Source organism: Sulfitobacter sp. AS59 (assembly GCF_038899995.1).
Lineage (GTDB): Bacteria > Pseudomonadota > Alphaproteobacteria > Rhodobacterales > Rhodobacteraceae > Sulfitobacter.
The window spans coordinates 45,177-70,988 of sequence record NZ_JBBMQK010000004.1 but is presented as its reverse complement, the minus strand read 5'-3'; the positions used below and the strand labels follow the sequence as shown (position 1 = coordinate 70,988).

The following is a 25,812-nucleotide window of genomic DNA, read 5'->3' as shown; positions in this document are numbered from 1 at the left end:
TAGCTCCCCAGGAAATGGCGCGAAAACGCACCCGGATGACGAGCAAAGAGGCTCGGGTCTCACCTGGGTCTGTCCTGGGATTTGGGCAAAATACCGCGAAGTTTGCCGCTGTCAATCGCTAGAGGGTGCCTTTGGCGAATTACCTTGGTTCCCGCCGTGGTTGCCGACCGCCTTGGCCAATCGGGGCATCAACCGCCCGGCGACCCACGAAATAGACAGCGGGGTTTGAAAACTCATCGCACCGATTTCCTCGGCATCGGCCCAGACGGATCGGACGTTCTTGGACAACGCGCTTGCGCGGTAGGCAGGCAACCCTTCGATCAGCGCGCGCCCAGCCTCGTCAGACAGCCACAGGGCGACGTCTTTCTCAAAAAGATCAAGGCGTTCAAGGCTGACCGAGAAATTGCCAGACCCGGCTGCAAGGCCGTCGTATTCGGCCGGTATTTTCATCCCAAGTGCGGCCATCAACCGGTTAGAACCGTCACCTGAGCTATACCCGATCAGCTCGGTCCCGGAAACATATGCAACAGCGACTTCGGTGCCGGACAGCTGGGGATAAGCTGCGGCAAGATCGGCCAGTTCCTGTTCAACCTTGGCGGTTACGGCATCCCCTTGATCCTGTCGGCCCGTGGCCTGCGCGATAAGCTGCATTTCCGCCTGCCAAGGGGCGGTCCATGCCTCGTAGCCCAGTGGCGGGCCAACCACGGGCGCGATCTGTGACAGCCGGTCATAGGTTCGCTGGTCAAGGGGCGCAAAGGTCGCGACGATCAAATCGGGCTTTTGCTGCCAGACCCACTCAAGATCAATCTCGAACCCCCGCTGGACATCCGGCTTTGCGCCCAACGCCGCGCGTGCGTCTTCTGCCCAGCTCCACGTGGCATAGGAGCGCGCGCCGAACCATTCGTGAACACCCACCGGCGCGATGCCGAGCGCATATAGAAAGTCCTGCTCGTGATAGCCAACCGATACAATGCGTTGCGGCGTGTCTTGGATGCGGGTTTCGCCAAAACCGTGCGTGATGATTATTGGCTCGGCGCTTAGCCTGACAGGCGCAAACAGAAATGAAGCACAGCATATAAGGGCGGCAAGACGCATCAGACTCTCCAACAGGTCGGGCCTGGCGTCTGGCTTGGCGGTTTTGTCAGTGCTCTCGCAATCCCTGCCGGGTGTCAAGATGGCTGTGCGACCTCTTGCAGCGCCTTGCGAATATGAATACCCGTTAAGGGCAAGCGTCATGCCAGCCGGAACCAACGGGAATGTCATGTCACGCGCATCTTTCGCCATTAGCCTTGTTTTGCTGTGTTTGGTTTTATGCCTAAGCGCAGCACTGTCTTTGCGGTTCGGTGCCGCCCCGGTGACACTGGACGCGTTGTTCAACGACACAATTGGCCTGCTGGAAAGCCGCGCGTTTAGAACGGTGTGCGCGATATGTGTCGGGGCAGCATTGGCCATTTCAGGATTAATGCTTCAGGCGTTAACGGGCAATCCGCTGGCCGATCCGGGGATCACGGGGATCAACGCAGGGGCCGCGCTGGCGGCCATCGCCTTGGCCTATTTTACCCCCTTCAACAGCGGCATGGCTATTCTGTTGGCCGCAAGCGTCGGTGCGGGTCTTGCCGGGTATACGTTGTGGCATCTGGCGGGAACTGACCCCGTGGCAGGGGTCGGCGGCATTGCCTTGCGCTTGCCCCTTGCCGGTCTTGCCATTGAAACCTTGTGCCTTGCGCTCGCCTCAACCCTCATCTTGGCCGATGCGGAAATGCAGGCGCGGTATTTACGTTGGATTTCCGGCGCTATTCCCGCAGTTGCCCGAACTGAGATTGCCCCTTTGGCGGTGATCTCTGTTTTGTTGGTCGCAGGGTATTTCACCTGTGAACGGCTTGAGCTGCTAAGCCTTGGGGCAGAGCAAAGCGATAGCCTTGGGCGCAATCCCAACCGCACCGTCGCGCTGGTGTTGGCCTGCGTTACCATGCTCAGCGGCGCAAGCGTCGCGATTGCCGGACCGCTTGCGTTTCTGGGTCTGCTCGTTCCCTTTGTCGCCCGCAGCTTGGCGGCTGGATCGTTGCGGCGGGCCTATCTGCTTGCGTTACCGCTTGGCGGTTCCGCCCTCGTGCTAGCCGACACAATCGGCCGTCTGATTGCCCGCCCCGGAGAGGTCCATGCCGGTATTATCGCTGCTCTTTTAGGGGGGCCTGCGCTGATTATGGTATTGCGCCGCGTCCTGCGCCCAACACGGTGGCGCGCGGAATGAAACCCGTGATTACCCTGTTGCTTGCGTTGGCCTGGCTTGTGTTCCTTGCCCTATCGGGCGGGCGTGACTGGCTGTCGCCAGCCGAGGTCTGGCGCGGGCTTTGGGACGCCGATGATTTCATTATCCAAGTGCTGCGCCTGCCGCGCACTGCGCTGGCTGTTGCCGCCGGTCTGGCGCTTGGTCTTGCAGGGGCCCTGATGCAGGGGCTGACCCGCAATCCCTTGGCCACACCTGATGTGATCGGTCTGGTGCAGGGCGCCAGCCTTGGCCACATCGTGGCGCTTGGGCTTGGTGCATCCGTCTTTCTGGGGGAAACCGTGGGCACGGCCCTAGCCCTGTTTGCCGTGATCACCTTGGCCCGACAACAGGGACCAATCGCATTTGTTCTTTATGGCATTGGCGTCGGCGCGACGGCGTCCGCCGCGACGACGGTGATCCTCTTGCGCGCGCCAGATGCGACGATCAGCCAGATGATGTTGTGGCTGTCCGGCTCGCTTGCCCGTGCCGATTTGGCAACCGCCAGCATGCTGCTTGGCGGCGTTGGCTGCGCCATGTTTGTGGTGCTGTGGCGCGCGCGCGATCTGCGTACGCTTTGGCTAGGTGACGACGTGATGACGGGGCTTGGCGTCAACTTGACCCTATTGCGTTTCACCGTGCTTGGGCTCGTCACCTTGCTGACAGCAGCGGCCACTTTGGCGGTAGGGCCGATCGGGTTTCTGGCCTTTACCGCCGCCCCCCTTGCCCGCGCGGTCACGGGGGCCGAACCACCCGCGCTGTTCCCCGCTGCCTTGATGGGGGCCTGCCTGCTAACAGCGGCTGATCTGGCCGCGCGTTTAATCGCGCCGCTTGTCACACTGCCGACGGGCTTGATCATGACCCTGATCGGCGCGCCCTATCTTATCTTTTTCCTATGGTCAGAGAAGCGAAAGACCGCGTGATGAAACAGCCCCTTTTTGACATCCATGACTTGACCGTAAGCTTAGGCCATCAGACGATTTACTCCCAGTTCAGCGCAAGCCTTCCTGACGTGGGGATCACGGGTATCATCGGCCCCAACGGCTGCGGAAAATCAACTCTATTACGCTGCCTTGGTGGTTTGAAAATACCCGACAATGGCTGCGTCAAACTACGGGGGGCGGATATTGCTCAGATGCCCTCAATCGCGCGGGCGCGTCAAATCGCGTTCTTGCCGCAAGAGCCGCCAATGCTGGCCGATATGACCGTTGAGGGATTGGTCGCCAAGGGCCGTACACCGTGGCGAAAGGCCTTTCTGCCGCCTTCGCGCGCCGACCGTGATGCGGTTACGCAGGCACTTGAGGCCACGCAGCTGAGCGCATTGCGTCAGCGGCGGCTGACAGCCCTTTCAGGGGGGCAGCGACAGCGGGCGTGGATTGCCATGGCGCTGGCCCAGCAAACCGACGTCATCCTGCTGGATGAACCGACGTCCTACCTAGACCTGCCGCACCAAATCCGGTTGATGCAGCTGCTTCGGCATCTTGTGGATCAACAGGGGCAGTCCCGCCGCGTCGTGGTTGTGTTGCACGATCTGACCATTGCCGCGCGGTTCTGCGACACGCTTGTGGGCCTGTCCGAGGGTAAGTTGGTCTGCGCCGGAACACCCGCCGAAGCCTTAACCCCTCAAACGGTCATGCAGCTTTATGGCCTGCGCGCGCAGGTGCGGCCCGATCCGGTTTTCGCACGCCCAATTGTGTATCCCGAGGAATAAAGGACAGCGATTTTTCACCGCCCTGTTCGGCTATTCAGGCTTGGTATGCTCAATCAGGAAACGCGCAATGCCCGGCACAAGCGCCTCATGAAGCGGTAAACTTGGATCTGTATATGTGGCAACGAGGTTTCCAGCGACCGCCGCCTTCAGCATATGTGTACCGCCGGCAAGGTCTATGTACTGCGCCTGCGGCAGCGCGCCTTGAAGCAGACCGGCGTCACGGGCGTTTACCTGAATATCTTCATCCCCTTGGATGATCAGCGCAGGCCCCGGCCAATCTTTGGCTATCATCGCGGGGTCATAAGAAAATCCATCAACCATGAAACGTTGGATGCCTTCCGAAAAGAGTGGTCGCAAAATTGGCGTCAGCGCGGCGGGGTCGCGGGTCTGGCCAGCCTCAAGACCTTCGACGATCTCTCTAAGCTCGGGCATTAGCGGGGCGTTGGCGGGGTTGGCCTCGAACTGTTCAATCAGCAGCTGCCCCATGGGCCGCCCCGGCGTTGCCATCAGGATCAGGCCACACAGGTTTTCGGGTTGATCCTGCGCCGCGACCAGCGCCACCAACCCGCCCTCGGAATGCCCCGCGATCCAGACACAAGGCGCAAGGGCGGACGCGTGATCCACCCAATCGCGGGTATCTTGGGCATAGGCGGCGATGGTTACATTATTCGGGTCTACGATGGCCTTGGAACTGCCGTAAAAGCCCCTTTTGTCGACGCGCAGTGATGCTACCCCTTGTTCGGCCAACGCCTCGGCCAACTGCTTGTACGCATCCGTCTTGATCCCCATTACCGACGCGTTTCCGTCCCTGTCTGTCGGCCCCGATCCGGGGATAATAACCACCGCATGATCGGCACCCTCGACGGTGATCTGCTCGGCCTCTAATGGCCCCTGAGGTCCGGGAATTTGCACAGGTTCGGCCACCGCCAATGCGGGGAAAAGCAGCGGGACAAGACAGGTCAGGCGCATGGTGTTCTCCGATAGTTTATAAATTAACTTAGGTATTTCAGGCAGGCCGCGCAACGCGCTTTGCCGCAAAATGGCATTTAGGTTTCGAGGGGACGCTAAGGTTAAGTAGGGGCATTTTCTCCACCCGCCTGCCGACCCCGTTTAACAGCGCCGGTATTCGGCGCGCATCGTGGGTCTTTCCAAAAACCGCCTTGACTCGATGTTGCGAATATACCCAGTAATATCCAACATTATTTGAAATGGTGGGCAAATTGCTTTTTGGTGGTCGTAAATCGGAAGACGATACAGTTGTCGAAATGCTCGCCTCTGCGATCCGGCGCGATATCTCCTTTGGCGTGCTGCGCCCCGATCAGAAACTAAAGCTCGCTGATCTGCGCCAGTCCTATGGCGGCTCGAACCATTCCATGCGCGAGACGCTGCGGATTTTGTCGTCCGAAGGAATGGTCGAGGCGGTCAGCCAGCGCGGGTTCCGCGTGACCTCAGCGACCGAGGATGATCTGCGTGATATTCTGCTGGTGCGGCTCGAGGTTGAAAAGCTGGGCCTCAAACGCTCGATTGAGCGTGGGGATATAGCTTGGGAAGGCCGTGTGATTGCCGCACTGCATGCGGTGAGCCGCGCCGACACGGTCGTTCAAAACAATCCTGATGATGTCACCGCGCTGGAGTGGGACGAGGCCTGCCGCGATCTAAGCATGGCACTGATTTCGGCCAGCGGGTCCCCCAGATTAACGGACATGGCCGCGCAGTTTTATGGCCAGTCCCGTCGCTTTCGTTTGGCGCTTTTACGCGAAGGGCGCATTGATTTTGCCGCCCGCGCAGCGCGTCGGACTTTGCTACAAAACGCTGTGATCGCGCGCGAGGAACAGCGCGCTTTGCAGGTTTTAGAAGACGAAATCGGTGCCGACTTGGGCGCCTAAAAAAACGAAAAGATCATTTAGGGAGGAAACAATGGTCACTTTTAACAGACGTCAGACACTGGGTCTGATCGGGGCCGCGGCGGCATCAGGCCTCGCAGCGCCAGCGCTTGCGCAAAACAAAAAGATTGTTGTGGGCGCGCTGCGCTTCACATCGCATTCCGCAAGTTTTATCGCCGCTGAACGCGCCTATTTCGCCGATGCGGGCCTTGATGTCGAACTGCGCTTTTTCCAAGCGGCGCAACCGATGGCGGTCGCGATTGCGTCGGGTGACGTAGACTATGCCGTGACGGCGATCTCGGGTGGCTTGATTTCGCTGGCAGACAAAGGCGCGATCAAGGTTATCGGCGGCGCGCTAAGCGAAGAGCCGGGCATTGACGGCCAGAAAATCCTTGCCTCGGACGCAGCTTTCCAAGCGGGCCTGACATCGCCTGCAGGCCTTGGCGGCAAGAAATTCGGCATCTCAACGGCTGGTTCCTCGTTCCACTATATGGGTTCGAAAATCGCCCAAGCCGAGGGCGTCGATGTGTCCTTTACGCCGCTACAAAAAGTGGGTGCTATCATCGGCGCGCTGAAATCTGGCCAGATCGATGCGTGGTCCATCGTACCCCATATCGCCAAGCCACTGGCGGGGTCCGGCGCGGTGCATATCATCGGCAATGTGTCCGATTATCTGCCGAACTATCAGGTCACGACCGTGTTCACATCGGCCAAGAACGCCAATGACGAACGTCAGCAGACATCTGATTTCCTCAAGGCGTTCAGCATGGGGGCTTCTGACTATAACTCGACCATGATCGACAAATCCGGCGGCGAAGACGGCGTGAACGAGATGGTCGATCTGATCCATAAATACGTCTACACGGACCGCGAGCGGGCCAAAGCGGCCCCGTCGATCATCAACGGCACCATGCGCATCAACGAAGGCGCGCGCCTGAACATCGCCTCGGTTCAGGATCAGCTGATCTGGTTCCAGTCCGAAGGGTTGATCGACGGTGACATCACGCTGGATACGTTTGTCGACACCAGCTTTGTCGAGACGTTTGAGGCTTAAGACCAAACCCAAGACTGGCCGCCATGCGCGCGGCCAGTCGTTTCATTTCTAAGGGCAGTTTCATGGACATTCGCTTGGATGCGATCAGCCATTCCTATGGCGACACTGAGGTATTGCGCGACATCTCGCTGGATATTCCAACGGGCAAGATCGTCTGCTTTGTCGGGCCGTCCGGCTGCGGCAAATCCACCCTGTTGCGCCTGATTGGCGGGCTGGAACGCGCAACCAAAGGCCGTGTTCTGCAACTTGGTACGCCGCCTGCCGGATGTCTTAACCCGCTGACCTATGTGTTTCAGGATTTCGCGCTGCTGCCTTGGCGCACCGTGCACGGGAACATTTCCCTCGTGCTAGAAGACCACGGCATCAAAGGGGCCGCTGCTAATGCGATTATTTCAGACGTTCTGGCCCGTACCAAGCTCAGCGATTTCAGCAATGCCCTGCCGCGCCAATTGTCGGGCGGCATGAAGCAACGCGTGGCGATTGCCCGCGCGCTGGCCGTCAAACCCGCGGTGATGCTGATGGACGAACCCCTGTCCGCCCTAGACAGCCAGACGCGCGAATTGCTGATGGATGATCTTGTCGCCCTGTGGACCCGCCAGCCCTTTACCGCCGCGTACGTGACCCACAATCTGGCCGAGGCTGTCCGTCTGGGCCACCGCATTGTTGTGCTGTCACGCCGCCCCGGTGAAATCCGCGAAATGGTCGAGATTGATATGCCCCTTGCCGAACGCAGCCACGGCAACCCCGAGCTTGAGCAGATCCAGAAACACCTGTGGGATATGATGCGCGACGAGGCCCGCGCAGCTGATGAGGAATTGCTAGATGTCTGATGCAACGATCAAAGCCCAACCTATCGAGGTCCGGTTTCGCGGCGGCGGCTTTGCCCCGAAGGCGCGGCGTTGGGTCGGATTGGCCGTGTTTGTTGTGCTCATCGCGATCATGGAGATCGGCACACGCAGCGGCTGGATTTCTGCGCTGACACTGCCCAAACCATCCGACGTTTTGGCAACGTTTAAAGAGCTGTGGGACAGTGGGATGTTGTTCAAGCATCTGCTGCCGTCGCTTAGCCGCTTGGCTGTTGGGGCGGCAATCGGGGCCTCGGTCGGTATCTGCGTCGGCGTGATGATCGGCCTCTTTTCCTATGTCCGCGCGGGTCTGGTCCCGCTGGTGGCCGCCATTTTCCCGATCCCCAAAATCGCGCTGCTGCCGTTGTTTGTGATCTGGTTCGGCATCGACGAGGCCAGCAAATATGCGTTGATCGCTTTTGGCACGTTCACCCCCACCGTGGTGGCCACCTATGGTGCCGTCGACAACGTGGACCGTTCTTTGATCCGCATGGGCCAAAGCTTTGGCTTGTCGTGGTTTTCCATCGTCCGAAAGATCGTGCTGCCCGGTGCCATGCCCGGTATCCTGTCCGGCCTGCGCATCTCGCTTGCCATCGCGATCATCTTGTTGGTCGCCGCTGAAATGCTGGGGGCCGAATACGGCATCGGTGCTTATATCCTCGAAGCTGGATCGCTTTATGATCTGGAGCGGCTGTTTGCAGGCGTTGTTATTCTGTCCCTGCTCGGGGTTATCCTAAGCACGGTCATCGGGTTCATTGAACGTCGCCTGCTGGGCTGGCGGGAGTAAGCCGCAGCACCAGCCAAGAGCATTCGGGCTGGTGCTGCGCGTATTTGACATCGCGCGGCACCGTCATGTTTCGTCAGGTCATAACCCCGATCTAAACGTCCCCACCAAAGGCCGCGTCAAGCCGCGCCTTGAAGCGTTCGTGAAACCGCGTGTCGCCAATGATGCGCAGATGGTTGGTGCCAGTGACCGTATCTGCCGCCGTGGCGCGCGGTGACAGCTTGCGCCAATCGACCAGATTCAGCCCACGGCTTAGACTGTCACCGGCACTGAACGAGGCTACAGGCACATCCAGCGCGCCCATTTTGTGACGCCGGAACACCAGCGCGTTGTCGATCAAAACCCAGAACGTATGTTCCCGGCTCGAGATGTCAGGCCCGTCGAATGGCAGGGGTTCCGCCTCGTTGCCGATGAACCGCAGAAACTGATCAAAGCATTCTGCGTCCATGGTGCCAATCAGTCGGTCCCATTGCGCCCGCATCTTGGTTTTTTCAAGCCAGACCAACAGATCCTGTTCTAGCTGCGCGCGTTCACCCGGTTCGAATTTCGGGGTGGCGTTGGGTGTGAAATCTGTCCCCAAATCACACACGTCAACCATACCGACCAACTGCACATCCACGTCACCTTGCAGTTGCCGCGCGGCCTCCCACGCTAGCAAGCCGCCCCAAGACCAACCAAGGAATGCGACAGGCTGCCCCGCGCTTTCGGCGCGGATATGCGCGACGTATTCGCCCACGACGTCCTCCACCGATACGTTCAACTGCTTTTCTTCGTTCAGCGAATGACACAAGAAACCCGTCACCGGTTGATCCGGCCCCAAATGATCTGTCAGGTGCAGATATTCACGCGTTGAAACCAACAATCCGGGGAAACAATACAGCCGCGGCTTGGTGCCACTGGCGCGCAATGCAATCGCGCTGCGCCCGGTTTGGCCCCCTGCTGCAATCCGTTCCGCGATGCCACGCACCGTTGGCGCGTCAAACAAATCTGCAATGGTCAGGGCGGTTTCGGGCCAATGTTTGCGCATGGCGGCAAGCGCCTTAAGCGCGACCAGCGATTTCCCCCCCATGGCGAAAAAGTCATCCGTGACACCCATCTGCGGTGCCCCGATCAGGTCGCGCCAAATGTCCAAGATCGTGCTTTCGGCCGTGGTTGTGGGCGCTATACCTTCCCCGCCCTGCCGTTTCACAGGGGCCATTGGCATGGCGGCACGGTCCAGCTTTGCATTCGGGTTGGTTGGCATTTTCGCCAGCACGATAACCGCATCGGGCAGCATGTGCTTGGGTAGCTTCGTGCCAAGACCATTCAACAGCGCATCGCCTGCGTTCAGGTCAGGCCCAACCACATAGGCCAAAAGCCGTTTGTCGGCCCCATCCTCGCGCAACAAAACCAAGGCTTCGCTCACGGTTGGATCGGTCAAAAGGGCGGCTTCAATCTCTCCCGGCTCGATCCGGTAGCCGTTGATCTTGATCTGCAGATCAACCCGCCCGACAAATTCAATTGTGCCGTCTTCACGCCAGCGCCCCAGATCGCCCGTGCGGTACAACCGCGCGCCCGACGTGCCGTCCAACACAGGACCAAAGGGGTCAGGGATAAACCGGTCGGCAGTCACGTCTGGTTTCCCGACATAGCCGCGCGCGACACCGGTCCCCCCCAGATAGATTTCCCCCACAACACCCTGCGGGCAGGGCATCATTTCGACATCCAGCACATAGGCCCGGCGATCACCGACCGCGCGCCCCAGCGGCGCATAGGTGCCTTCAAACCGTGTGCCAGCATCCACTTTCCAGACCATCGGCGTCATGATCGTTTCCGTCGGCCCATAGCCATTGATCAGGGTTTTCGCCTTTAGCGCACGCGACAATAGATCGAATGTCGATTGCGCCAGACCTTCTCCGCCAAAGGAATACAACCGCATGGGCGGGGCGCTGTCGGTATCCTCGGCCCATTCAGCAAGCTGTTGCAGGTAGGTCGTCGGGATAGACGCGTTATTGCACCCATGTTCGCGCATCGCTGTCAGCGTCTGTTCAGGCGTCCAAAGCGGGCCGTCCGGGATCACCACTGAACCACCCATCATCAACGGGACCATCCAACGTTCGTGCCCGCCGTCTGACGAAAACGGCAAGAACGGCAATTCGCGGCTTTCGGCGCTCATCTCGTACACGCGGGCGGTGGTCTGGTTGTGATGGCTAAGCGGCCCGTGCTCAACGGCCACGCCTTTGGGTTTGCCCGTCGATCCCGATGTGTACATCACATAGGCCAGCTGTTCCGGATGGATGGTCACATCTGGCGCATCCACGCGCGGAGCATCGGTAAAGTCCTCAAGACATAGAACCCGCGCCTCTAGCCCCTTTGGCAAGCGATCCAGAAACCCGCGACGCGTTAACACCACACGCACACCAGCGTCTGTTAGAATGTGGTGGTTGCGACTGGTCGGGTGATCCGGTTCAACCGGGATATAGGCCCCGCCGGCCTTCAATGCGGCAAGGATCGCCATCACTGCGTCGGCACCCCGCTCGATCAGAATGGCAACTGACACATCAGGGCCGACACCCATTTCCACCAACCGATGGGCAAGCGCATTCGCCTGTGCGTCTAGCCTGCCGTGGGTTATCTGATCCTGCCCACAGATCACGGCCACCTTGTCAGGCGTGAGCTGCGCATGTTCCGCGATGATTTCATGGGTCGGCCGTGGATCAACGGGCGTGTCGTCAGGATAGGGTGCGGAAAGCGCGTCAAGCTCGGCGTCGCTCACCATCGGTAATAGCGCGACCGGCTTGGTTGGTCCCTCTAGCCCGCCCTGCAACACACGTTCGAAATGGGTCAAAAGCCGCGTAATCTGCGGTGCCGTAAACAACCCTGCATCCGCGTCAGCCGTCAGAACCAGCCCTGCATCGGTTTCCTCGGCGACGATCACGATCTCTTCGGCCAGCGGCGGCATCGGACGGGCCAGCCGCGTCACACCATCGGGCAAGGCGCGCGTGGGCAAGACATGCAAAGACACCGCGCCAAGGGGGTGGGGATCAGCATCCGCGCGGGCCAGCCGATCCTGCACCAGCGTTTCGCTGGGCAGTTGATGGGCACGCCCTTCGCCGATGACCTGTTCGATCTTGGTTCGCACCGCACCAAAGCCCCGTTCGGGGATCACACTGATGCAGACCGGCAAGACCCCTGCCGTGCGTTGGGTGCTTTCCACAATCTGACCGCAAGCAAACCGAAACGCGTTCATGCCGCTGTATCGGCACAGCACGACAGCAGTCGCTGCGGCAAGGGTGTTCTCTAACCCGCGTTGACCATCGATTTCGGTACGCGACACCTGCGGCAAAATCCGGATTTCACGCAACCGTTGTTGCCCTTCCTGCGCGTCAAACCGATGCGGCACACGCACAACGCCATAGCTGTCCATCAACGATTGCCATGTATTCAGACGTTGCGCGCGGGTTTTACGGTCGATCTGGGGTTCCTCGACCTCAACGGCGGGCAGCGTCGGCTGACCTGCATCAAGCGCATTCCAAAGCGCCCGCTCGATCGAGGCATAGACCCCATCACCCCCCAAGATCGGGTGCAACGTAAGCGCCAGAATATACCCCCCATCAGCAGCCGACCAGAAATCGGCAAAGGCGCTGGTACCCTCAAGCGACGGGCGGCGCGCCTGCGCGGCACCTTGCGCCAACGCCACGTCGCCAAACCCGCAAAGCACCAGTTTTGTTTCGCGGTCGGAATGGCGCAGCGCCACTCCGCCGGGTTGGATTTCAAAACGCGCGGTAAAGGCTGGATGCTCGGTCAGAACCCGTTCAACGGCATCGGTCAGGTGTTCTTCGTCCCAGCGGCGTTCAAACTTCAGCACCAGAATTTCAGGGGTAAAGGGGGCCAGATCGCCCACCTGCTCATGGGCAAAGATACGTTTCTCGTGGCTGTTTAGCGTGCGGGCGGGCGTCGGGAAATCAAGGTCTTTGCTCATAACATTGCCTCCTTCAGCGCATCGGGTCGCATATCAGTCCAGCGCGCGGCAATCGTTTTCAGGCACGCCTCACGCGTTCCTGGTTCGCCAACAACATCCCAGCCATCCGGTGCGGGCCGAGTGGCGGGATAAACCGAATAGCGCCCCTCGTGATTGCGCAAAATGCGCCATTGAGCATGGGCCAGTGTGGAATGTGTCATGCGCCTGTCCTTTGAGTACAGTTCGTGGATCCTGTCACCCAGACGTATGAGCCGGTTCGAAATTCACCCGGCAGGCAGATTATTTTGCGATTTTGAAAAATATGTCGCGGAAAGGTGAATTTCCTCCATGCTCTCCCGTCCTGTCATTGAAGCACGCGTGTTCCGCATCATTCAGGACAAACTATGCCCGACGTCGACCTTTCGGATAAAAAGCTGCCGCAGCTCATGTTGCGTCTTGGGCTGCCTGCAATGGTGGGCCTGTCCCTGAACGCGAGCCATCAAATCGTCGATGCCGCGTTTGTGGGGCAACTTGGCGCATCCCCCCTTGCTGTTTTGGCGCTGATGGCATCGCTTGCGGGGTTTGCAGTGGCCGTCGGGATCGGGATCGGCATTGGTGCCGCCAGCAGCGTGGCGCGGGCCTTGGGCGCAGGCGAGACCGAGCGCGCACGCAAGATATCCGGCCTGTCCTTTGCGACCTCCGCAGCGCTGGCCGCCGTGTTATGGGCCGCCCTTCAACTGGGCATGATGCCGGTGCTCAATCTGCTGTCGATGCCGCAGGAAACGCTGCCGATGGCCCGGGCGTATTACCCCATTCAAACGCTGACCGTCGCCTTTGGGATCATTCAAATCGTCTGTGATTTTACCGCGATCGGACGCGGACACGCCCGGATGAGCATGCGCACATTGGCGCTGTGCTTTGGCCTGAATATGGTGCTGGACCCCTTGTACATCTTTGGTTTCGGTCTTGGGCTGGACGGTGCGGCGTGGGCGACGGTCACGGCGCAGCTCGTAACACTATCGGTCTGGGCCGTCTGGTTTCACACCCCAGCGCGCCGCCCCTCGCTTGGGTCTATCCGGTTGCTTGCCCCGGTACTGCGCGTGGGGATGCCCGAAGCCGCAAGTTTTGCGGTCACCACCTTTGGTTTGCTGGCCGTGCTGCGCCTCGCGGCAGAACATGGTGGATTGGAATCTGTAGCGGCCCTTGGTGTGGCGCTGCGGTTGATCTTGTTCGTGACATTGCCGCTTGAAGGTTTCGCAATCGGCGTTCAGCCGATCCTTTCCTATGCCTATGGCGCGGGGGATGGCCAGCGGGTGGCGCGCGCGCAATCCCTGTTGCTGCGGTTCGCGCCAATGATTTGCCTGATGTGCGCGGCCTTGCTGTGGATCGGTGCCACGCCCCTTGCCGCCGTGATGAGCGATGTACCCGCTGTCGTCGCAGAAACAGCGACACATTTGCGCTGGCTTGCACTGTCTATTCCCGCATTTGCCATCCGCCTTATCGGTCAGATCAGCCTTCAAGCGGCGATCCGCCCCCGTCTGGCCATGCTCTTGGGGCTGGCCCCGATGGGTTGGCTACTTTGGCCCACGCTGGCGTTCCTGCTGCCGACATATGGTGTGTCTGCCCTGCCGATGGCCATCACGCTATCCGCTTACCTGTCCGCCTGCGTCGCCCTTGTTTTGCTGAAAATTACCAGCGCTTCACCACACCCAATCGGAGTATCCGCATGACCCATCACACCTTCGTGCCTGACCTGATCACCCCGGCCCGCGAGACGCCGCTTGCTGCCAGTGCCCCGCCGATTTTCCAAGCGTCTTCGTTCTTGTTCGACACCTATGCCCAGATCGAGGCTGTGTTCTCGGGGCGGTCCGATCAGCTGGTCTATTCACGCGGCGACAACCCAACTGTCAGCGAGCTTGAAGCGCTGATTGCACGGCTTGAGGGGACCGAAGCCGCGCGCGGCTTTTCCTCGGGCATGGCGGCGATTTGCGGTGCTGTATTGCCCTTTGTTAAATCGGGTGACCGGATCGTGGCCATCGAGCATGTGTATTCTGACGCCTACCGCCTATTCGAGACTGTTCTGCGTCGGTTCGGCGTGGAAACGGTTTATGTCGATGGCACCGACACAGCGGCGGTCATTGCGGCCCTTCCAGGCGCGCGGATGGTGTATCTGGAAAGCCCGACAAGCTGGACCTTTCGGCTGCAGGATCTTGGGGCCATCGCCACGGCTGCACAGCACCACGGCGTTATTTCAGTAATCGACAACAGCTGGGCGACACCGATTTTTCAGAACCCCGCAGCGCTTGGCGTTGACCTCATCGTGCATGCGGCATCGAAATACCTGTCGGGGCACAGCGATACATTGGGCGGACTGGTCACAGGGCCAGCGGCGATGATCAAACAGATCGATCACGAGGCCACACATCTGTTTGGCGGACGCATGTCGCCGATGGATGCGTTTTTGGTGCTGCGTGGTATGCGCACCCTCGAACTGCGCATGCATGCCCATATGCAAACCGGTCTGACGCTGGCGGGGGCCTTGAACGCGCATCCAATGGTGACAAAGGTGCATCATCCCGGCCTGCTGTCAGAGCACCCCGCCGGGCTGCGCGGCTATGGCGGTTTGTTCGCCTTTGATCTGGCTGATGGCGTGAACGTCGAACAGTTCTGCAATGCCCTGCAAGTGATCCGGCTGGGCGTAAGCTGGGGCGGACCGGAAAGCCTGATCGTGCCGGGACAAGCCGCCTGCGGACTGGCCGGTGCGGCCAATTCATTCCAACGTTTCAATGTCAGCCCCCGCACCATCCGGCTGGCGGCAGGTCTGGAGCCTGCGCCCGTGCTTTTGGCCGATCTGACCCAAGCCATCGATCAAGCACTGGCCATCGCAGCATGAGCAACTTTCTTGTCGATCAGGGGCTATGGAGCGTTGGCGGCATCCGCTGGTTTGACCTGCGCGATAGCGTCACGGGGGCCGTGCGGCGGGTGTTTTTGTGGACTCCGCCCGCGCCAGAGCCCGAAGCAGGCTGGCCCGCGCTGTGGTTGATGGACGGCAATGCTGTGATCGGCACGGCGGTTGATGCCATGCGGGCGCAGGCCTTTTGGCCAAGTGGTACGAACCTTGGCTGGGGCGCGCTGATCGCCGTGGGCTACCCAAGCGATGATGCCTATGACAGTTTCCGGCGCAGTTGGGATTTGGGGCCACCGCCGGGTCGCAGCTATCCGCCGTTCTATGAGGGCGGACCAGAGGTTAAAACCGGCGGCGGTGCCGAGATGGCGCGGTTTCTGCTTGAGGATGCCCGCGAATTTCTGGCGGATCACGTCCGCCTCGATCCGCAGAACCAATCATTGTTTGGCCATTCCTTTGGCGGGCTTTTTGCTCTTTGGATGCTGTTCAACCACCCCGGCGGCTTTCGCAACTTGATTGCTGCCAGCCCCGCGATCACGTGGGAAGGCAGCGCGCTGCTGGATCACCTTGAGGCATTCACCCCGCCTGAAAACACCCCGCGCGTTCATCTGTCTGCCGGAGAATGGGAAGGGGCCGACCTTGCCCCGTTTCAACGCACCGGGGACGAGATCAAAGCGCGCATGGCTGAAAAAGCCGTCACACGCACTGTTGCGGCCGCGCAGGAAATGGCCAGCGAGCTTAGCGCGCGCGGGCTGGACGTCGCTTATGAAACCTACGCTGGCGAGACCCACATGTCTGTTCTGCCGGTCGCCGTGAACCGCGCACTCAGTTGGGCCTTTGCGATTGATCGGTCTCATTTCGATCTTTGGGAAACAGCTGCGCAGACGCCCCATCCCCCTCAAATATTGGAAAAGGACATTTGATGCCCCGCGACCTCACACCCTCCCCGATCCGTGCGCAGCGCGATGGCAGTTTTGTGCGTGTGGCAAACCACGGGGCGTTGGCACTGGCCGACCTTGGCGGCGGGCGGCTTGAGCTTTCTGCCCCGCAAGAAGAAGATGCTGTTGGCCTAGACATCGCGTTTGCCGCCTTTGAGGCGCTAACCAGCCACGGCGATGAATGCGCGATCCGTTTGACGGGTTCGGATTGGGCGCCGCTTTTGCCAGACCTCTTGGCCAAGGGTATTGCCCTTGAGACGGAGATAGGGCCGGTGGTTTTGCCTGCTGCCTTCTGGCAGGTTCCAGACCGCTGGTTCCCGCAACCTGCCCCAAATTACCCGACACTTTGGCAACAAGGGCCACAGGGGCGCCACCCTATCCGCCCGCCCAAACCGACGGGTCTGTTGTATCAGCGTCATATCCCCTGGCTTGATCAGGTACTTACCCTGCGGGCATTAAACCAAAGTGACCTAGAGACGTTTCACCGCTGGCAAAATGATCCGCGCATCGCCGAGTTTTTCGAAGAAACCGGTACAATCGAACAACACCGTGCCTATCTGGAAACCCTTATGGCCGATCCGCATATGCTGCCCGTGATTGGCGCGCTTGACGGACAGGATTTTGGATATTTCGAACTGTATTGGGCGCGTGAGAACCGGATCGGGGCACAATATGACGCCGCCCCATGGGATCGGGGGTGGCATGTGCTGATTGGCGAAGAAAACGTGCGCGGTGCCGACTATGTCACCGCATGGCTACCGTCATTGATGCATTACATGTTTTTGTCTGAACCCCGCACGCAATCCCTGATGGGCGAACCCAAAGCGAGCCACGCCCAACAGCTGAAAAACCTGTCACGCGGTGGCTTTGCCCATATCCGCGAATTCGACTTTTCCCATAAACGCGCAAGCCTTGTTCAACTCGAACGCCAGCATTTCTTTGAAGCCCGCCTTTGGGCGCGGCCCGAAACCGGGCGCGGGACACCGCTTTGCTTTTCCCCCGCGCGCCTTCCCACCACAGGAGACTGGACATGACGACATCTGATCAAGAGATATACGATCTTATCGGTGTGGGCTTTGGCCCCTCGAACCTCTCGCTTGCTGTCGCATTGGACGAAGCACAAACGCCGATCCGTGCAAAATTCCTTGAGGCGCAGCCGCGTTTTGCGTGGCATCCCGGTATGATGATCCCCGGCGCGGACATGCAGATTTCGTTCCTCAAGGATCTGGTCGGCCAACGCAATCCGCAAAGCCCCTATACCTTTGTAAGCTATCTGCACCACAAGGGGCGGTTGAACCGGTTCATCAATCGCAAGACATTCTTTCCCAGCCGTGTGGAGTTCAATGATTACCTGTCGTGGGTGGCCGCGCAATTTCCGGTCTGCGACTATGACCGCCGGGTCGTCGAGATCGAAGCGGTGGATCATCACGGCGCGATTAATGCCGTCGATGTCGTCACACGCGACACCAATGGTAACGAAACCCGATATCGGGCGCGCAACCTTGTGATCGCCCCGGGCGGGGCACCCAAATTTCCCGCGTTTTGCAATAATCATGCCGATGACCCCCGCGTCATACACTCCAAGGATTATATGACATCCGTCGTCCCCAGCCTGCGCCCCGGTGAACGGATTGCCATCATTGGTGCGGGGCAAAGCGCCGCCGAGATTTTCGCCGATCTGGCCGACCGACCCGAGGCCCCTCAGCTTGACCTGATCATGCGCGGCAGAACCATCAAACCGTCTGATGACAGCCCATTTGTGAACGAGATTTTTGACCCCAGCCAGACCGATGCATTCTATGCTTTGCCCGACGGCGCACGCCATGCCGCGCTGGATGAACTGGCGGCAACAAACTATTCGGTCGTGGATGAGGACCTGATTTGCGCCATCTACGAAATGGTTTACGAGCAATCAGTGGTTGCGGAAAAACGTCTTTCGATTCAGCCGGATACGCTGGTGACCCGGTTAGAGGCTGCAGGCGATACACTGGCGTTAACGCTGTCACATGCCGGGGAAATGCGGACGGAACGGTATGACCGGATCATCTGTGCAACCGGGTACACCCGCGCGCTTGACCAGCAGGTTTTGCATGGGATTGCGCAATACTGCCTCAAGACTGTTCCCGGCCGCGACTATCGCCTGCCGATGACGGATGGGTTTGCGCCGTCGATCTATGTCCAAGGATATAGTGAGCCGACCCACGGGCTAAGCGATACGCTGCTATCCGTGCTTGCGCAAAGGTCCGAAGAGATCGTCGCGACCCTTGCCGCAGCGCCCGTACAGGCCCGGGAAATCGCTGCGGAATAATCGTCTTAAATTTCAACTATCGCGGGAAATTCTTCTTATCGCGCGGGGGCCATATTGGCGGCCGCGCGGATTCCATGTTACCGAAGCCCCGCATCCACTCAGCACCCCGCCCGGTAGATTCGTGCCCAAGTCTACATCGGGATACGTCATGTCTGAGATACGGAATTATGCGCCTTTAACCGCAAGTTTGTCTCCGAATGCACCTGCTTGCATTGCCACGCGTCACAAGCTGATCGACCATCTCATGCAAGAGCGAGAGCTTTTCTTATGTGATGCGGTCAGAATTCTTGGGTCGCGTGACCGCGCAGAGGATGTGCTGCAAGACGCCGCTCTGCGCTGTTTATCCAGCCGCGCCATCACAGCCCACCCCACCAGTCCGCGCGGATTGCTGCGCAGGATGGTGCGTAATCTGGCCTTGGACCATTGGCGTCGCGGTGGCCATGAAACATCCATGGATGACACCACACCAGAACCCGTCGCGAACGGCCCAACGGCAGAGCAGTCGCTGGTGGCATGCGAAATATTTGGCGCAATGGCCCGCGCAATTCTTTCGCTGCCTGAAACCCAGAAACACGCCTTTACAGAGCATCGGCTTAAATCACGCCGCCAGAATGAGATCGCGTCGGAAATGGGGTTATCGCCAGCCCGCGTGCACGCGCTTATTCACGCCGCGCAGACCTATCTGGCCAACGAATTATGCGAAAAGGCCTGAAGCACCGTCCAGGTGATGACCGCGCGCTGAATATCAACGAAGTTGACCGTGACCTTTGTGCCGCGCGGCAGGCTCGGTGCCAGCGGGAGAGTGGTGACAAACTGCATCTGACCAGAGCGAGGGGGCGATACAAGTCTCAGCGCTTCGAACCCGAACACACGGCCAACGCGGGGGAACGCCACTTTAAAAAAACTCTCTTTGCCCGAAAAAGCCAAGGCGCAGAAACGGCCCTTGTCATCGGTCTCTCCCAGAATGCTGCACTCGCTCGCGTCCATTGCCTCATCCGAAATGGCCTGAACCGCCTCGGCATCCGCGTGCCCTTCTATATCAACGCCCCAATCCCATGCGTTTCCCTTGGCCAGCAAACAGACGGTTTTGCTGCGCCAATAGCTCAAACTGCCGTGGTGCGTGTGCGGCCAAACGGGCGCGCCGTCTGGTCCTGAAGGGATGGGTATTTCGGGCACCCCAAGACGCCGCTGGGTCGCATGTATTATATCCGCGCGTGTGGGCGCGTCGGCACCCCGATCATACAGGGCCAACACCGCGTCGACCGGGGCATCTTGCAGCTCAAAGTACTCAGGAGCGTGATTTTCCATCGTGTTTGATCCGCCCCCAATTGCACCCGCATTCACCCATCAGGATAGAGACTACAGTCAGTAGTCTCCAGCCCGTAAGACCCAAATGCCCACTCAGGTGAAGGCCACCCCAGGTTTACCCGTCCGGGCTGATACCCGCGTTGTCCAGCAACGTCGCAACGGATGAAAACGAGACGTCGGGGGTGGTCTGCTCTGACTTGCGCTGTGTCAGGAAGGCCTCGCACGGGCCAGCAAAGGCAATGGCACGGTCCAGCTCGAGGTTGCTACCGCTGCGGTATGCGCCGATGCGGATCAACTCCTCCATATCGGCATGGGCCGCCAAAGCGCGGTGCGCTGCGGTGAGCAACGTATATTCCAACTCGCTATGGCAGTCAGGCAGGGTCCGCGACACGCTCGACAACAGATCAATCGCCGGATAGCGCCCCTTTTCCGCGATGCGCCGATCCAGCACGATATGCCCGTCGGTGATCCCGCGCACGGCATCAGCAATCGGGTCATTCATATCGTCGCCATCCACCAGCACCGTAAAGATTGCTGTGATATCGCCCTTGCCCTCGGGGCCCGGCCCCGCGCGTTCCAACATCTGGGGCAGTTCGGAAAAAACAGTCGGCGGATAGCCCTTTGCCGTCGGCGGTTCCCGCGAGGCAAGGCCGATTTCGCGTTGCGCCATGGCGAAGCGCGTGACGCTATCCATAAGCAGCAGCACATGTTGTCCCTGATCGCGATAATATTCGGCCACCGCCATCGCCGTCCACGCTGCCTGACGCCGTGTGAGGGGCGGCTCGTCCCCCGTTGCCACGACCAGAACAGCCTTTTTCATGCCCTCCGGCCCCAGATCAGAGGCGATGAAATCCTGCACCTCGCGGCCCCGTTCACCGACCAAGGCCATCACCACCACATCGCATTCGGTGTGGCGGGCAAGCATCGCCATCAAGGTTGATTTACCAACACCTGACCCGGCAAAAATGCCCAACCGCTGACCCCGACACAGCGGCGTAAAAATATCAAGCGCACGCACATGCGTCGCCAACTTTGGCCCGATCCGCTTGCGGTCAAAGGCACCGGGCGGTGACCCACGCAACGGATATGCTACATTGCCCTCAGGCAGATGGCCCTTGCGATCAAGTGGCTTGGCTGACGCATTGATCACCCGGCCTTTCCAGCTTTCGTCGGGGCGGATCACATCGCCGCTGGTTTCAACCTCTACACGGTCGCCCGCCGCCACACCGCGCCATGACCCAAAGGGCAACAGCTCGGTCCCTTGCGCGCTTAGGCCCACGACTTCGGCGTGAACGGGCCGATCCGCGCCATAAACAATGCAACGATCCCCGATCCCAAGCACCCGTTCCAGCCCGACCGCCGTCAGCGTAATGCCGGTGATCGCCCGCACTTCGCCGGTGATTTGGGCGTCACCCGCGTTCCGCGCAAAGCTTGTTAGCTCGGAAAAGATGGTTTGCATGGATAATTTCCTCTATGAGAGAAGGTTATTATTTACTATACAAGAATTAACTAGGGGGTAGTATAAAAATGAACTTGTCTAATCTTTCTATCTTTGGCCTAGCTTCTGACCGGATGACATGGCTTGCTGCACGGCAACAGGTAACATCGGAAAATATCGCAAATTCGGCGACGCCCAACTTTCAGGCGCGCGATGTGACGTCCTTTCAATCGATGTTGGAAAACCGCACATCCACCGATGCCGGGCTTGTCACAACCCACGCCAACCACATTTCCGGTCGATCCGTGAGCACCTCGGGCATCCGCGAGGTCACCGACGCCTCGGCAACGGCCGCAACGCTGGATGGCAATACTGTAAGCCTCGAAGATCAGGCAATCCGTTCGGCGGATATCAGTGACCAGTACAGAATGGCCGCACAGCTCTACCGCAAGAGCTATGACCTTCTGACAATGGCAGTCACCGGCAGCAGGTAAGGAAAAATCAATGGATCCTCTTCAATCTATCGCCCGTATCGCCGCCAGCGGCATGACCGCGCAAACCGCGCGCCTGCGGGTTATTTCGGAAAACGTCGCCAACGCTGAATCCACCGGCACGACACCCGGGGCGGACCCGTTCCGCCGCAAGACCATCAGCTTTTCAGAGCTGGTGGACCGCAACAATGGCGCGTCCATGGTCGAAGTGGGCCGCATCGGGCGCGACCAATCTGATTTTAGGCTCGATTTCGATCCGTCGCACCCCGCAGCGGATGAGACCGGCTATGTGAAGCGGTCGAATGTCGACCCGATCATCGAGATGGCAAACATGCGCGAAGCATCGCGCAACTATGAGGCCAACATGAACATGTTCGAAGCCGGTCGCCGGATGCGCGGCCAAATGCTCGACCTGCTGAAGTGATATCAAAATGAGCGATCCCGCCTCCCTTATCTCCTCTGCCGCGGTTCGCGGTGCCTATCGGTCCTCGCAATCGCTGACGGGCCAAAAGGGTGAAGGTGCAGCCGAAGAGGTCAGCGCCAACAGCTTTTCCAACATGGTGCGCAGCGCCTCGGAAGCCGCGCTTGAAACCGTGCGCACAGGCGAGGCAACAGCACAGGCCGGATTGCGCGGCGAGGCGGACACGCAAAACGTAGTCGAAGCAATGCTGGCCATGGAATCCACAGTCAAAGTGGCCGTTTCTGTGCGCGACCGCTTTGTCGAAGCGTATCAGGAAATCTTGCGGATGCCGATCTAGGGTATGACAGAAGTCCAAGCCTATGAGGTAATCTCAGACACTGTGTTGGCCGTGCTTCTGGCATCCGCCCCGGTGCTGGGTGTCGCGCTGGTCATCGGGCTTGTGATCGCATTCTTTCAGGCATTGACGCAGATTCAGGAAATGACGCTGACGTTCGTGCCCAAAATCTTGATGATCTTTGTAACCCTGCTGGCCGCGACCCCGTTCATGTATGCCACGTTAAAAGCACTGGCAGACACGGTTTTCGATCTTATCGGAAGCGGCGGACTATGAGGGGCCTGCGGTCGTTCATCTGCACTGCTGTGCTGGGTCTGTCGCTGTGCAATGCGGCGGGGGCAGAAGGCTGGGCGCGGTTCTATGTGCCCACGCAAAAACCCGTGACCGAACCAGCCATCACCAGTGATCTTGCGCGCGGCGACGACATGGGCATTTGCGTTCGCGAGATTCTGGCCGCGCAAATCCGTCACGGTATTCCCGACAACCTGCTGTTGGCCATCGGCCTGCAAGAGGCCGGCACCCGCAGGGACGGGCATTTCACGGTCTGGCCCTTTGCCGTCAACGCCGCTGGCATGGGGCGTCTTTTTGACACCCGCGCCGCTGCTCTTGAATGGGTAACATCGCGGCAGCGTGCGGGCGTGGAATCAATCGACGTGGGCTGTATGCAGATTAACCTGCGCTGGCATCCCGACGCCTTTGCCACTGCGGACCAAGGGTTCGATCCGCGGACTAATGTCGATTATGCAGCACGGTTTTTGAAACGGTTGCGCAAGCGTACCGGCGATTGGATGCAGGCCGCAGGGGCCTATCATTCTTTTGAACCCGAATACCGCGATGCCTACCTTGGTCGACTGAAAAAGAACATTTCGGCTGCAAACGCTGGTTTGCCCGCCTTCCTCGCGCTCGCCAACGACACGATCCCAGATCGCGAAATGCCCCGTGCGACGCCTGAGAATACCACACGCAACGCCACTGTAGCGCGGGGCACATGGGGCGCGCAGTTGGGCGGGGATGCAACGGCGCGGACGTCGCTTTACTCGGCGCAGGAAATCCAACCGATCTTGCCGCAGTTCACGATCATTACCGCAGAGACAACCGGATGAGCGACACTCCTCCTTCCACGTTGCCGCGCCTCGCGATGCTGCGCGCCAACAAAGACATCGGCTTTGCCCTTGGGATGGCGCTGGTGTTGGCCGTCCTGTTCCTGCCGCTTCCCCCGATCCTGCTGGATTTAGGGTTGGCGCTGTCGCTCTCGCTGAGCGTGCTGATCTTTATGGTCGCGCTCTGGATTCCGTCGCCGTTGCAGTTCAACTCCTTTCCCACATTGCTGCTGGTCACGACCATGTTGCGGCTGTCGCTTAACGTGGCCTCGACGCGGTTGATCCTTAGTCAGGGTCATACCGGTTTGCATGCTGCGGGCGATGTCATCCAAGGGTTTTCCAAATTCATCGTGGCGAATAATTTCGTCATCGGCGTGGTGATTTTTGCGATCCTTATCGTAATCAACTTTGTCGTCATCACCAAAGGTTCGGGCCGTATCGCCGAGGTCGCGGCGCGGTTCTCGCTTGATGCGATGCCCGGCAAACAGATGGCTATTGATGCCGACATGGGCGCAGGCCTGATCGACGAAGACGAGGCGCGCAAACGCCGTAAAGAACTGGAAGACGAAAGCGCCTTTTTCGGTGCGATGGATGGTGCGTCAAAGTTCGTGCGCGGCGATGCGGTGGCGGGGCTTATCATTACGTTGATCAACGTCATCGGCGGTATTCTGATCGGCGTTTTGCAACGCGGCATGTCAGTAAGCGATGCGGCCAGCGTCTTTACCTCGCTTACCATTGGCGACGGGCTGGTCAGCCAAATTCCGGCACTTGTCGTGTCTCTTGCCGCGGGCCTGATCGTCACCAAGGGCGGGACACGCGGTGCTGCCAACGAAGTGGTTCTTGATCAGCTTTCGAACTTTCCCAAGGCGCTATACATGGCGGCAATGCTGCTGTTTGGCATCGGCCTATTGCCCGGTTTTCCGCTGTTGGTTTTTGCCGTTCTTGCCGCCGCGATGAGCGTTCTGGGCTATTTCATCCAACGCACCGCCGCAGAAGCCGCCATTGAACAAAGCCGCGTCGAAGCGCTGGAACAGCACCAAAAAGCGACCCCAGACGTCGATGCCAACCCGATGCGGCTGGATGAATTGCGTCTGGTCATGGGCGAAGGATTGGTGGGGCTGGCCAACCGGCCTGATGCGGTGCTGCCAAGCAAGATCAAATCGCTTCGCAAACATTTCGCCGAAGAATACGGATTTCCAATGCCATCGGTCAGGATCAAAGATGACCCTGCCCTGCCCATCAACAGCTACACGTTTCAGGTTCACGGCGTCGACGCGGCCCGCGGCGATATCCGTGCCAATCAGATGATGGTGATCAATCCCGACGGGGCCGCGTTGCACCTGCCTGGCGAACAGACCCGCGAGCCGACTTTCGGGCTTGAGGCGCTTTGGGTTGATCACAATGTCGCCGGTCAAGCCGAGGCCAACGGCTTTACCGTGGTAGACCCCGAAAGCGTTATCACCACCCACCTGACCGAAGTGGTCAAGGAAAACATGGCCGAGCTGCTGACCTATGGCTGCGCGAAAGAAGCCATTGACGGGTTGGACCGCAGCTATCAAAAACTGGTGACAGACCTGCCTGTGCCGTCACCCGCGATCATGGTTCAACAGGTCTTGCAGGCGTTGCTGTTGGAACGGGTATCGATCCGGAACTTGCCGCTGATCGTCGAAGCCATGGCCGAAGCCACGCGCCAAACCAGCAAACCTGCCTTGATCCTTGAAACCGTACGCCGCCGCCTGTCGAGCCAGATTTGCCAGGGGCTGTCCGACGACCAAGGCTTTGTGCCGGTGATCACCCTATCCCCCGCGTGGGAGACCGAGTTTATCGAGGCGGTGAAAGTCGTCGGCGACGACCGCACCTTTGTGATGTCCCCAAAACGCGTGCAGGAATTCGTGCTGCAAGCCCGCCAACAAATCCAACGCTTTGCCAGCGATGACGCGTGGCCCGCGTTGATGGTCAACCCCGAGGCACGTACCTATGTGCGGTCGATGCTGGAACGGGTCAGCCCGATGACACCGGTTATTTCCAACGCCGAAATACACCGCAAGGTGTCGTTGCGGACGGTCGCCACCATCGGAGCTTGAGC

At 59.5% G+C, this 25,812-nt stretch carries 25 protein-coding genes; 19 read left to right on the top strand and 6 right to left on the bottom strand.

What is annotated here, in order from left to right; all coding sequences use genetic code 11:
- Window positions 1-111: 111 nt before the first annotated feature.
- Window positions 112-1,095, bottom strand: a complete 984-nt coding sequence (locus WNY39_RS10440) for an ABC transporter substrate-binding protein (protein ID WP_342845479.1) — start codon at window positions 1,093-1,095, stop codon at window positions 112-114.
- Between the two features lie 139 nt (window positions 1,096-1,234).
- On the opposite strand from WNY39_RS10440, the gene WNY39_RS10435 reads away from it, so the two are divergent.
- Genes WNY39_RS10435 through WNY39_RS10425 form a run of 3 tightly spaced genes read left to right on the top strand, consistent with a single transcriptional unit; the run spans window position 1,235 to window position 3,977 of the window.
- Window positions 1,235-2,251 (top strand): iron ABC transporter permease, encoded by a 1,017-nt coding sequence (locus WNY39_RS10435; protein ID WP_342845477.1) that lies wholly within the window; start codon window positions 1,235-1,237, stop codon window positions 2,249-2,251.
- Window positions 2,248-3,189, top strand: coding sequence for an iron ABC transporter permease (locus WNY39_RS10430; protein WP_342845475.1), 942 nt, complete (start codon window positions 2,248-2,250; stop codon window positions 3,187-3,189). Before WNY39_RS10435 ends, WNY39_RS10430 begins: the two co-directional genes overlap by 4 nt.
- Window positions 3,189-3,977 (top strand): ABC transporter ATP-binding protein, encoded by a 789-nt coding sequence (locus WNY39_RS10425; protein ID WP_342845474.1) that lies wholly within the window; start codon window positions 3,189-3,191, stop codon window positions 3,975-3,977. Before WNY39_RS10430 ends, WNY39_RS10425 begins: the two co-directional genes overlap by 1 nt.
- 30 nt (window positions 3,978-4,007) lie before the next feature.
- On the opposite strand, the gene WNY39_RS10420 is transcribed toward WNY39_RS10425, so the two are convergent.
- Complete coding sequence (locus WNY39_RS10420) at window positions 4,008-4,946, bottom strand: alpha/beta fold hydrolase (RefSeq protein ID WP_342845472.1); 939 nt, start codon at window positions 4,944-4,946, stop codon at window positions 4,008-4,010.
- Window positions 4,947-5,185: 239 nt separating this feature from the next.
- On the opposite strand from WNY39_RS10420, the gene WNY39_RS10415 reads away from it, so the two are divergent.
- From WNY39_RS10415 to WNY39_RS10400, 4 genes are all read left to right on the top strand, one after another.
- Window positions 5,186-5,863, top strand: a complete 678-nt coding sequence (locus WNY39_RS10415; protein WP_342845470.1) for a GntR family transcriptional regulator — start codon at window positions 5,186-5,188, stop codon at window positions 5,861-5,863.
- Window positions 5,864-5,894: 31 nt separating this feature from the next.
- Window positions 5,895-6,914, top strand: coding sequence for an ABC transporter substrate-binding protein (locus WNY39_RS10410; protein WP_342845469.1), 1,020 nt, complete (start codon window positions 5,895-5,897; stop codon window positions 6,912-6,914).
- A gap of 62 nt (window positions 6,915-6,976) precedes the next feature.
- Window positions 6,977-7,744: an ABC transporter ATP-binding protein gene (locus WNY39_RS10405; RefSeq protein WP_341233036.1), complete on the top strand. Its 768-nt coding sequence runs from the start codon at window positions 6,977-6,979 to the stop codon at window positions 7,742-7,744.
- A complete protein-coding gene (locus WNY39_RS10400) occupies window positions 7,737-8,546 on the top strand; it encodes an ABC transporter permease (protein ID WP_341233035.1) in 810 nt (269 codons plus the stop codon). Before WNY39_RS10405 ends, WNY39_RS10400 begins: the two co-directional genes overlap by 8 nt.
- Before the next feature lie 91 nt (window positions 8,547-8,637).
- Here WNY39_RS10400 and WNY39_RS10395 read toward each other — a convergent pair whose 3' ends face one another.
- Window positions 8,638-12,504: an amino acid adenylation domain-containing protein gene (locus WNY39_RS10395; RefSeq protein ID WP_342845468.1), complete on the bottom strand. Its 3,867-nt coding sequence runs from the start codon at window positions 12,502-12,504 to the stop codon at window positions 8,638-8,640.
- On the bottom strand, window positions 12,501-12,704 hold the full coding sequence (locus tag WNY39_RS10390; RefSeq protein ID WP_342845467.1) for an MbtH family NRPS accessory protein: 204 nt from the start codon (window positions 12,702-12,704) through the stop codon (window positions 12,501-12,503). The genes WNY39_RS10395 and WNY39_RS10390 overlap by 4 nt, the downstream gene beginning before the upstream one ends.
- A 183-nt stretch (window positions 12,705-12,887) precedes the next feature.
- Here WNY39_RS10390 and WNY39_RS10385 point away from each other — a divergent pair, with 183 nt between their 5' ends.
- From WNY39_RS10385 to WNY39_RS10360, 6 genes are all read left to right on the top strand, one after another.
- Window positions 12,888-14,213 (top strand): MATE family efflux transporter, encoded by a 1,326-nt coding sequence (locus WNY39_RS10385; RefSeq protein WP_342845466.1) that lies wholly within the window; start codon window positions 12,888-12,890, stop codon window positions 14,211-14,213.
- Entirely contained in the window at window positions 14,210-15,376 is a 1,167-nt protein-coding gene (locus tag WNY39_RS10380) for a PLP-dependent transferase (protein WP_342845465.1), read from the top strand. The genes WNY39_RS10385 and WNY39_RS10380 overlap by 4 nt, the downstream gene beginning before the upstream one ends.
- Window positions 15,373-16,311, top strand: a complete 939-nt coding sequence (locus WNY39_RS10375) for an alpha/beta hydrolase-fold protein (protein ID WP_342845464.1) — start codon at window positions 15,373-15,375, stop codon at window positions 16,309-16,311. The genes WNY39_RS10380 and WNY39_RS10375 overlap by 4 nt, the downstream gene beginning before the upstream one ends.
- Entirely contained in the window at window positions 16,311-17,360 is a 1,050-nt protein-coding gene (locus tag WNY39_RS10370; RefSeq protein WP_342845463.1) for a GNAT family N-acetyltransferase, read from the top strand. Before WNY39_RS10375 ends, WNY39_RS10370 begins: the two co-directional genes overlap by 1 nt.
- Window positions 17,357-18,634 (top strand): lysine N(6)-hydroxylase/L-ornithine N(5)-oxygenase family protein, encoded by a 1,278-nt coding sequence (locus tag WNY39_RS10365; protein WP_342845462.1) that lies wholly within the window; start codon window positions 17,357-17,359, stop codon window positions 18,632-18,634. The genes WNY39_RS10370 and WNY39_RS10365 overlap by 4 nt, the downstream gene beginning before the upstream one ends.
- Before the next feature lie 148 nt (window positions 18,635-18,782).
- Window positions 18,783-19,346 (top strand): sigma-70 family RNA polymerase sigma factor, encoded by a 564-nt coding sequence (locus WNY39_RS10360; RefSeq protein WP_342845461.1) that lies wholly within the window; start codon window positions 18,783-18,785, stop codon window positions 19,344-19,346.
- Here WNY39_RS10360 and WNY39_RS10355 read toward each other — a convergent pair.
- Window positions 19,313-19,942 (bottom strand): 4'-phosphopantetheinyl transferase superfamily protein, encoded by a 630-nt coding sequence (locus WNY39_RS10355; RefSeq protein ID WP_342845460.1) that lies wholly within the window; start codon window positions 19,940-19,942, stop codon window positions 19,313-19,315. The two genes, WNY39_RS10360 and WNY39_RS10355, sit on opposite strands and share 34 nt — an antisense overlap.
- Before the next feature lie 115 nt (window positions 19,943-20,057).
- Window positions 20,058-21,401 (bottom strand): FliI/YscN family ATPase, encoded by a 1,344-nt coding sequence (locus tag WNY39_RS10350; protein ID WP_342845458.1) that lies wholly within the window; start codon window positions 21,399-21,401, stop codon window positions 20,058-20,060.
- 68 nt (window positions 21,402-21,469) lie between these two features.
- On the opposite strand from WNY39_RS10350, the gene flgB reads away from it, so the two are divergent.
- The 6 genes from flgB to flhA are packed head-to-tail and all read left to right on the top strand — an operon-like array spanning window position 21,470 to window position 25,810.
- Complete coding sequence (gene flgB / locus WNY39_RS10345; RefSeq protein WP_341233024.1) at window positions 21,470-21,874, top strand: flagellar basal body rod protein FlgB; 405 nt, start codon at window positions 21,470-21,472, stop codon at window positions 21,872-21,874.
- A 10-nt stretch (window positions 21,875-21,884) separates the two neighbouring features.
- Window positions 21,885-22,295, top strand: coding sequence for a flagellar basal body rod protein FlgC (gene flgC / locus WNY39_RS10340; RefSeq protein WP_341233023.1), 411 nt, complete (start codon window positions 21,885-21,887; stop codon window positions 22,293-22,295).
- Window positions 22,296-22,302: 7 nt separating this feature from the next.
- Window positions 22,303-22,629, top strand: a complete 327-nt coding sequence (locus tag WNY39_RS10335) for a flagellar hook-basal body complex protein FliE (protein ID WP_342845457.1) — start codon at window positions 22,303-22,305, stop codon at window positions 22,627-22,629.
- 3 nt (window positions 22,630-22,632) lie between these two features.
- Window positions 22,633-22,902, top strand: a complete 270-nt coding sequence (locus WNY39_RS10330; RefSeq protein WP_341233021.1) for a flagellar biosynthetic protein FliQ — start codon at window positions 22,633-22,635, stop codon at window positions 22,900-22,902.
- Window positions 22,899-23,729, top strand: a complete 831-nt coding sequence (locus WNY39_RS10325) for a lytic transglycosylase domain-containing protein (protein WP_342845456.1) — start codon at window positions 22,899-22,901, stop codon at window positions 23,727-23,729. Before WNY39_RS10330 ends, WNY39_RS10325 begins: the two co-directional genes overlap by 4 nt.
- Window positions 23,726-25,810 carry a flagellar biosynthesis protein FlhA gene (flhA, locus tag WNY39_RS10320; RefSeq protein ID WP_342845455.1) on the top strand — a complete coding sequence of 695 codons (2,085 nt, stop codon included), beginning with the start codon at window positions 23,726-23,728 and terminating at the stop codon, window positions 25,808-25,810. Before WNY39_RS10325 ends, flhA begins: the two co-directional genes overlap by 4 nt.
- Window positions 25,811-25,812 lie beyond the last annotated feature (2 nt).

Coding starts and splice junctions, on each gene's coding strand:
- WNY39_RS10390 (WP_342845467.1), bottom strand. CDS start 12,704: ATGACACATTCCACACTGGCCCATGCTCAATGGCGCATTTTGCGCAAT.
- WNY39_RS10400 (WP_341233035.1), top strand. CDS start 7,737: ATGTCTGATGCAACGATCAAAGCCCAACCTATCGAGGTCCGGTTTCGC.
- WNY39_RS10330 (WP_341233021.1), top strand. CDS start 22,633: ATGACAGAAGTCCAAGCCTATGAGGTAATCTCAGACACTGTGTTGGCC.
- WNY39_RS10415 (WP_342845470.1), top strand. CDS start 5,186: ATGGTGGGCAAATTGCTTTTTGGTGGTCGTAAATCGGAAGACGATACA.
- WNY39_RS10380 (WP_342845465.1), top strand. CDS start 14,210: ATGACCCATCACACCTTCGTGCCTGACCTGATCACCCCGGCCCGCGAG.
- WNY39_RS10435 (WP_342845477.1), top strand. CDS start 1,235: ATGCCAGCCGGAACCAACGGGAATGTCATGTCACGCGCATCTTTCGCC.
- WNY39_RS10370 (WP_342845463.1), top strand. CDS start 16,311: ATGCCCCGCGACCTCACACCCTCCCCGATCCGTGCGCAGCGCGATGGC.
- WNY39_RS10395 (WP_342845468.1), bottom strand. CDS start 12,504: ATGAGCAAAGACCTTGATTTCCCGACGCCCGCCCGCACGCTAAACAGC.
- flgB (WP_341233024.1), top strand. CDS start 21,470: ATGAACTTGTCTAATCTTTCTATCTTTGGCCTAGCTTCTGACCGGATG.
- flhA (WP_342845455.1), top strand. CDS start 23,726: ATGAGCGACACTCCTCCTTCCACGTTGCCGCGCCTCGCGATGCTGCGC.
- WNY39_RS10425 (WP_342845474.1), top strand. CDS start 3,189: ATGAAACAGCCCCTTTTTGACATCCATGACTTGACCGTAAGCTTAGGC.
- WNY39_RS10405 (WP_341233036.1), top strand. CDS start 6,977: ATGGACATTCGCTTGGATGCGATCAGCCATTCCTATGGCGACACTGAG.
- WNY39_RS10420 (WP_342845472.1), bottom strand. CDS start 4,946: ATGCGCCTGACCTGTCTTGTCCCGCTGCTTTTCCCCGCATTGGCGGTG.
- WNY39_RS10355 (WP_342845460.1), bottom strand. CDS start 19,942: ATGGAAAATCACGCTCCTGAGTACTTTGAGCTGCAAGATGCCCCGGTC.
- WNY39_RS10325 (WP_342845456.1), top strand. CDS start 22,899: ATGAGGGGCCTGCGGTCGTTCATCTGCACTGCTGTGCTGGGTCTGTCG.
- WNY39_RS10430 (WP_342845475.1), top strand. CDS start 2,248: ATGAAACCCGTGATTACCCTGTTGCTTGCGTTGGCCTGGCTTGTGTTC.
- WNY39_RS10440 (WP_342845479.1), bottom strand. CDS start 1,095: ATGCGTCTTGCCGCCCTTATATGCTGTGCTTCATTTCTGTTTGCGCCT.
- WNY39_RS10365 (WP_342845462.1), top strand. CDS start 17,357: ATGACGACATCTGATCAAGAGATATACGATCTTATCGGTGTGGGCTTT.
- WNY39_RS10335 (WP_342845457.1), top strand. CDS start 22,303: ATGAGCGATCCCGCCTCCCTTATCTCCTCTGCCGCGGTTCGCGGTGCC.
- WNY39_RS10360 (WP_342845461.1), top strand. CDS start 18,783: ATGTCTGAGATACGGAATTATGCGCCTTTAACCGCAAGTTTGTCTCCG.
- flgC (WP_341233023.1), top strand. CDS start 21,885: ATGGATCCTCTTCAATCTATCGCCCGTATCGCCGCCAGCGGCATGACC.
- WNY39_RS10410 (WP_342845469.1), top strand. CDS start 5,895: ATGGTCACTTTTAACAGACGTCAGACACTGGGTCTGATCGGGGCCGCG.
- WNY39_RS10385 (WP_342845466.1), top strand. CDS start 12,888: ATGCCCGACGTCGACCTTTCGGATAAAAAGCTGCCGCAGCTCATGTTG.
- WNY39_RS10350 (WP_342845458.1), bottom strand. CDS start 21,401: ATGCAAACCATCTTTTCCGAGCTAACAAGCTTTGCGCGGAACGCGGGT.
- WNY39_RS10375 (WP_342845464.1), top strand. CDS start 15,373: ATGAGCAACTTTCTTGTCGATCAGGGGCTATGGAGCGTTGGCGGCATC.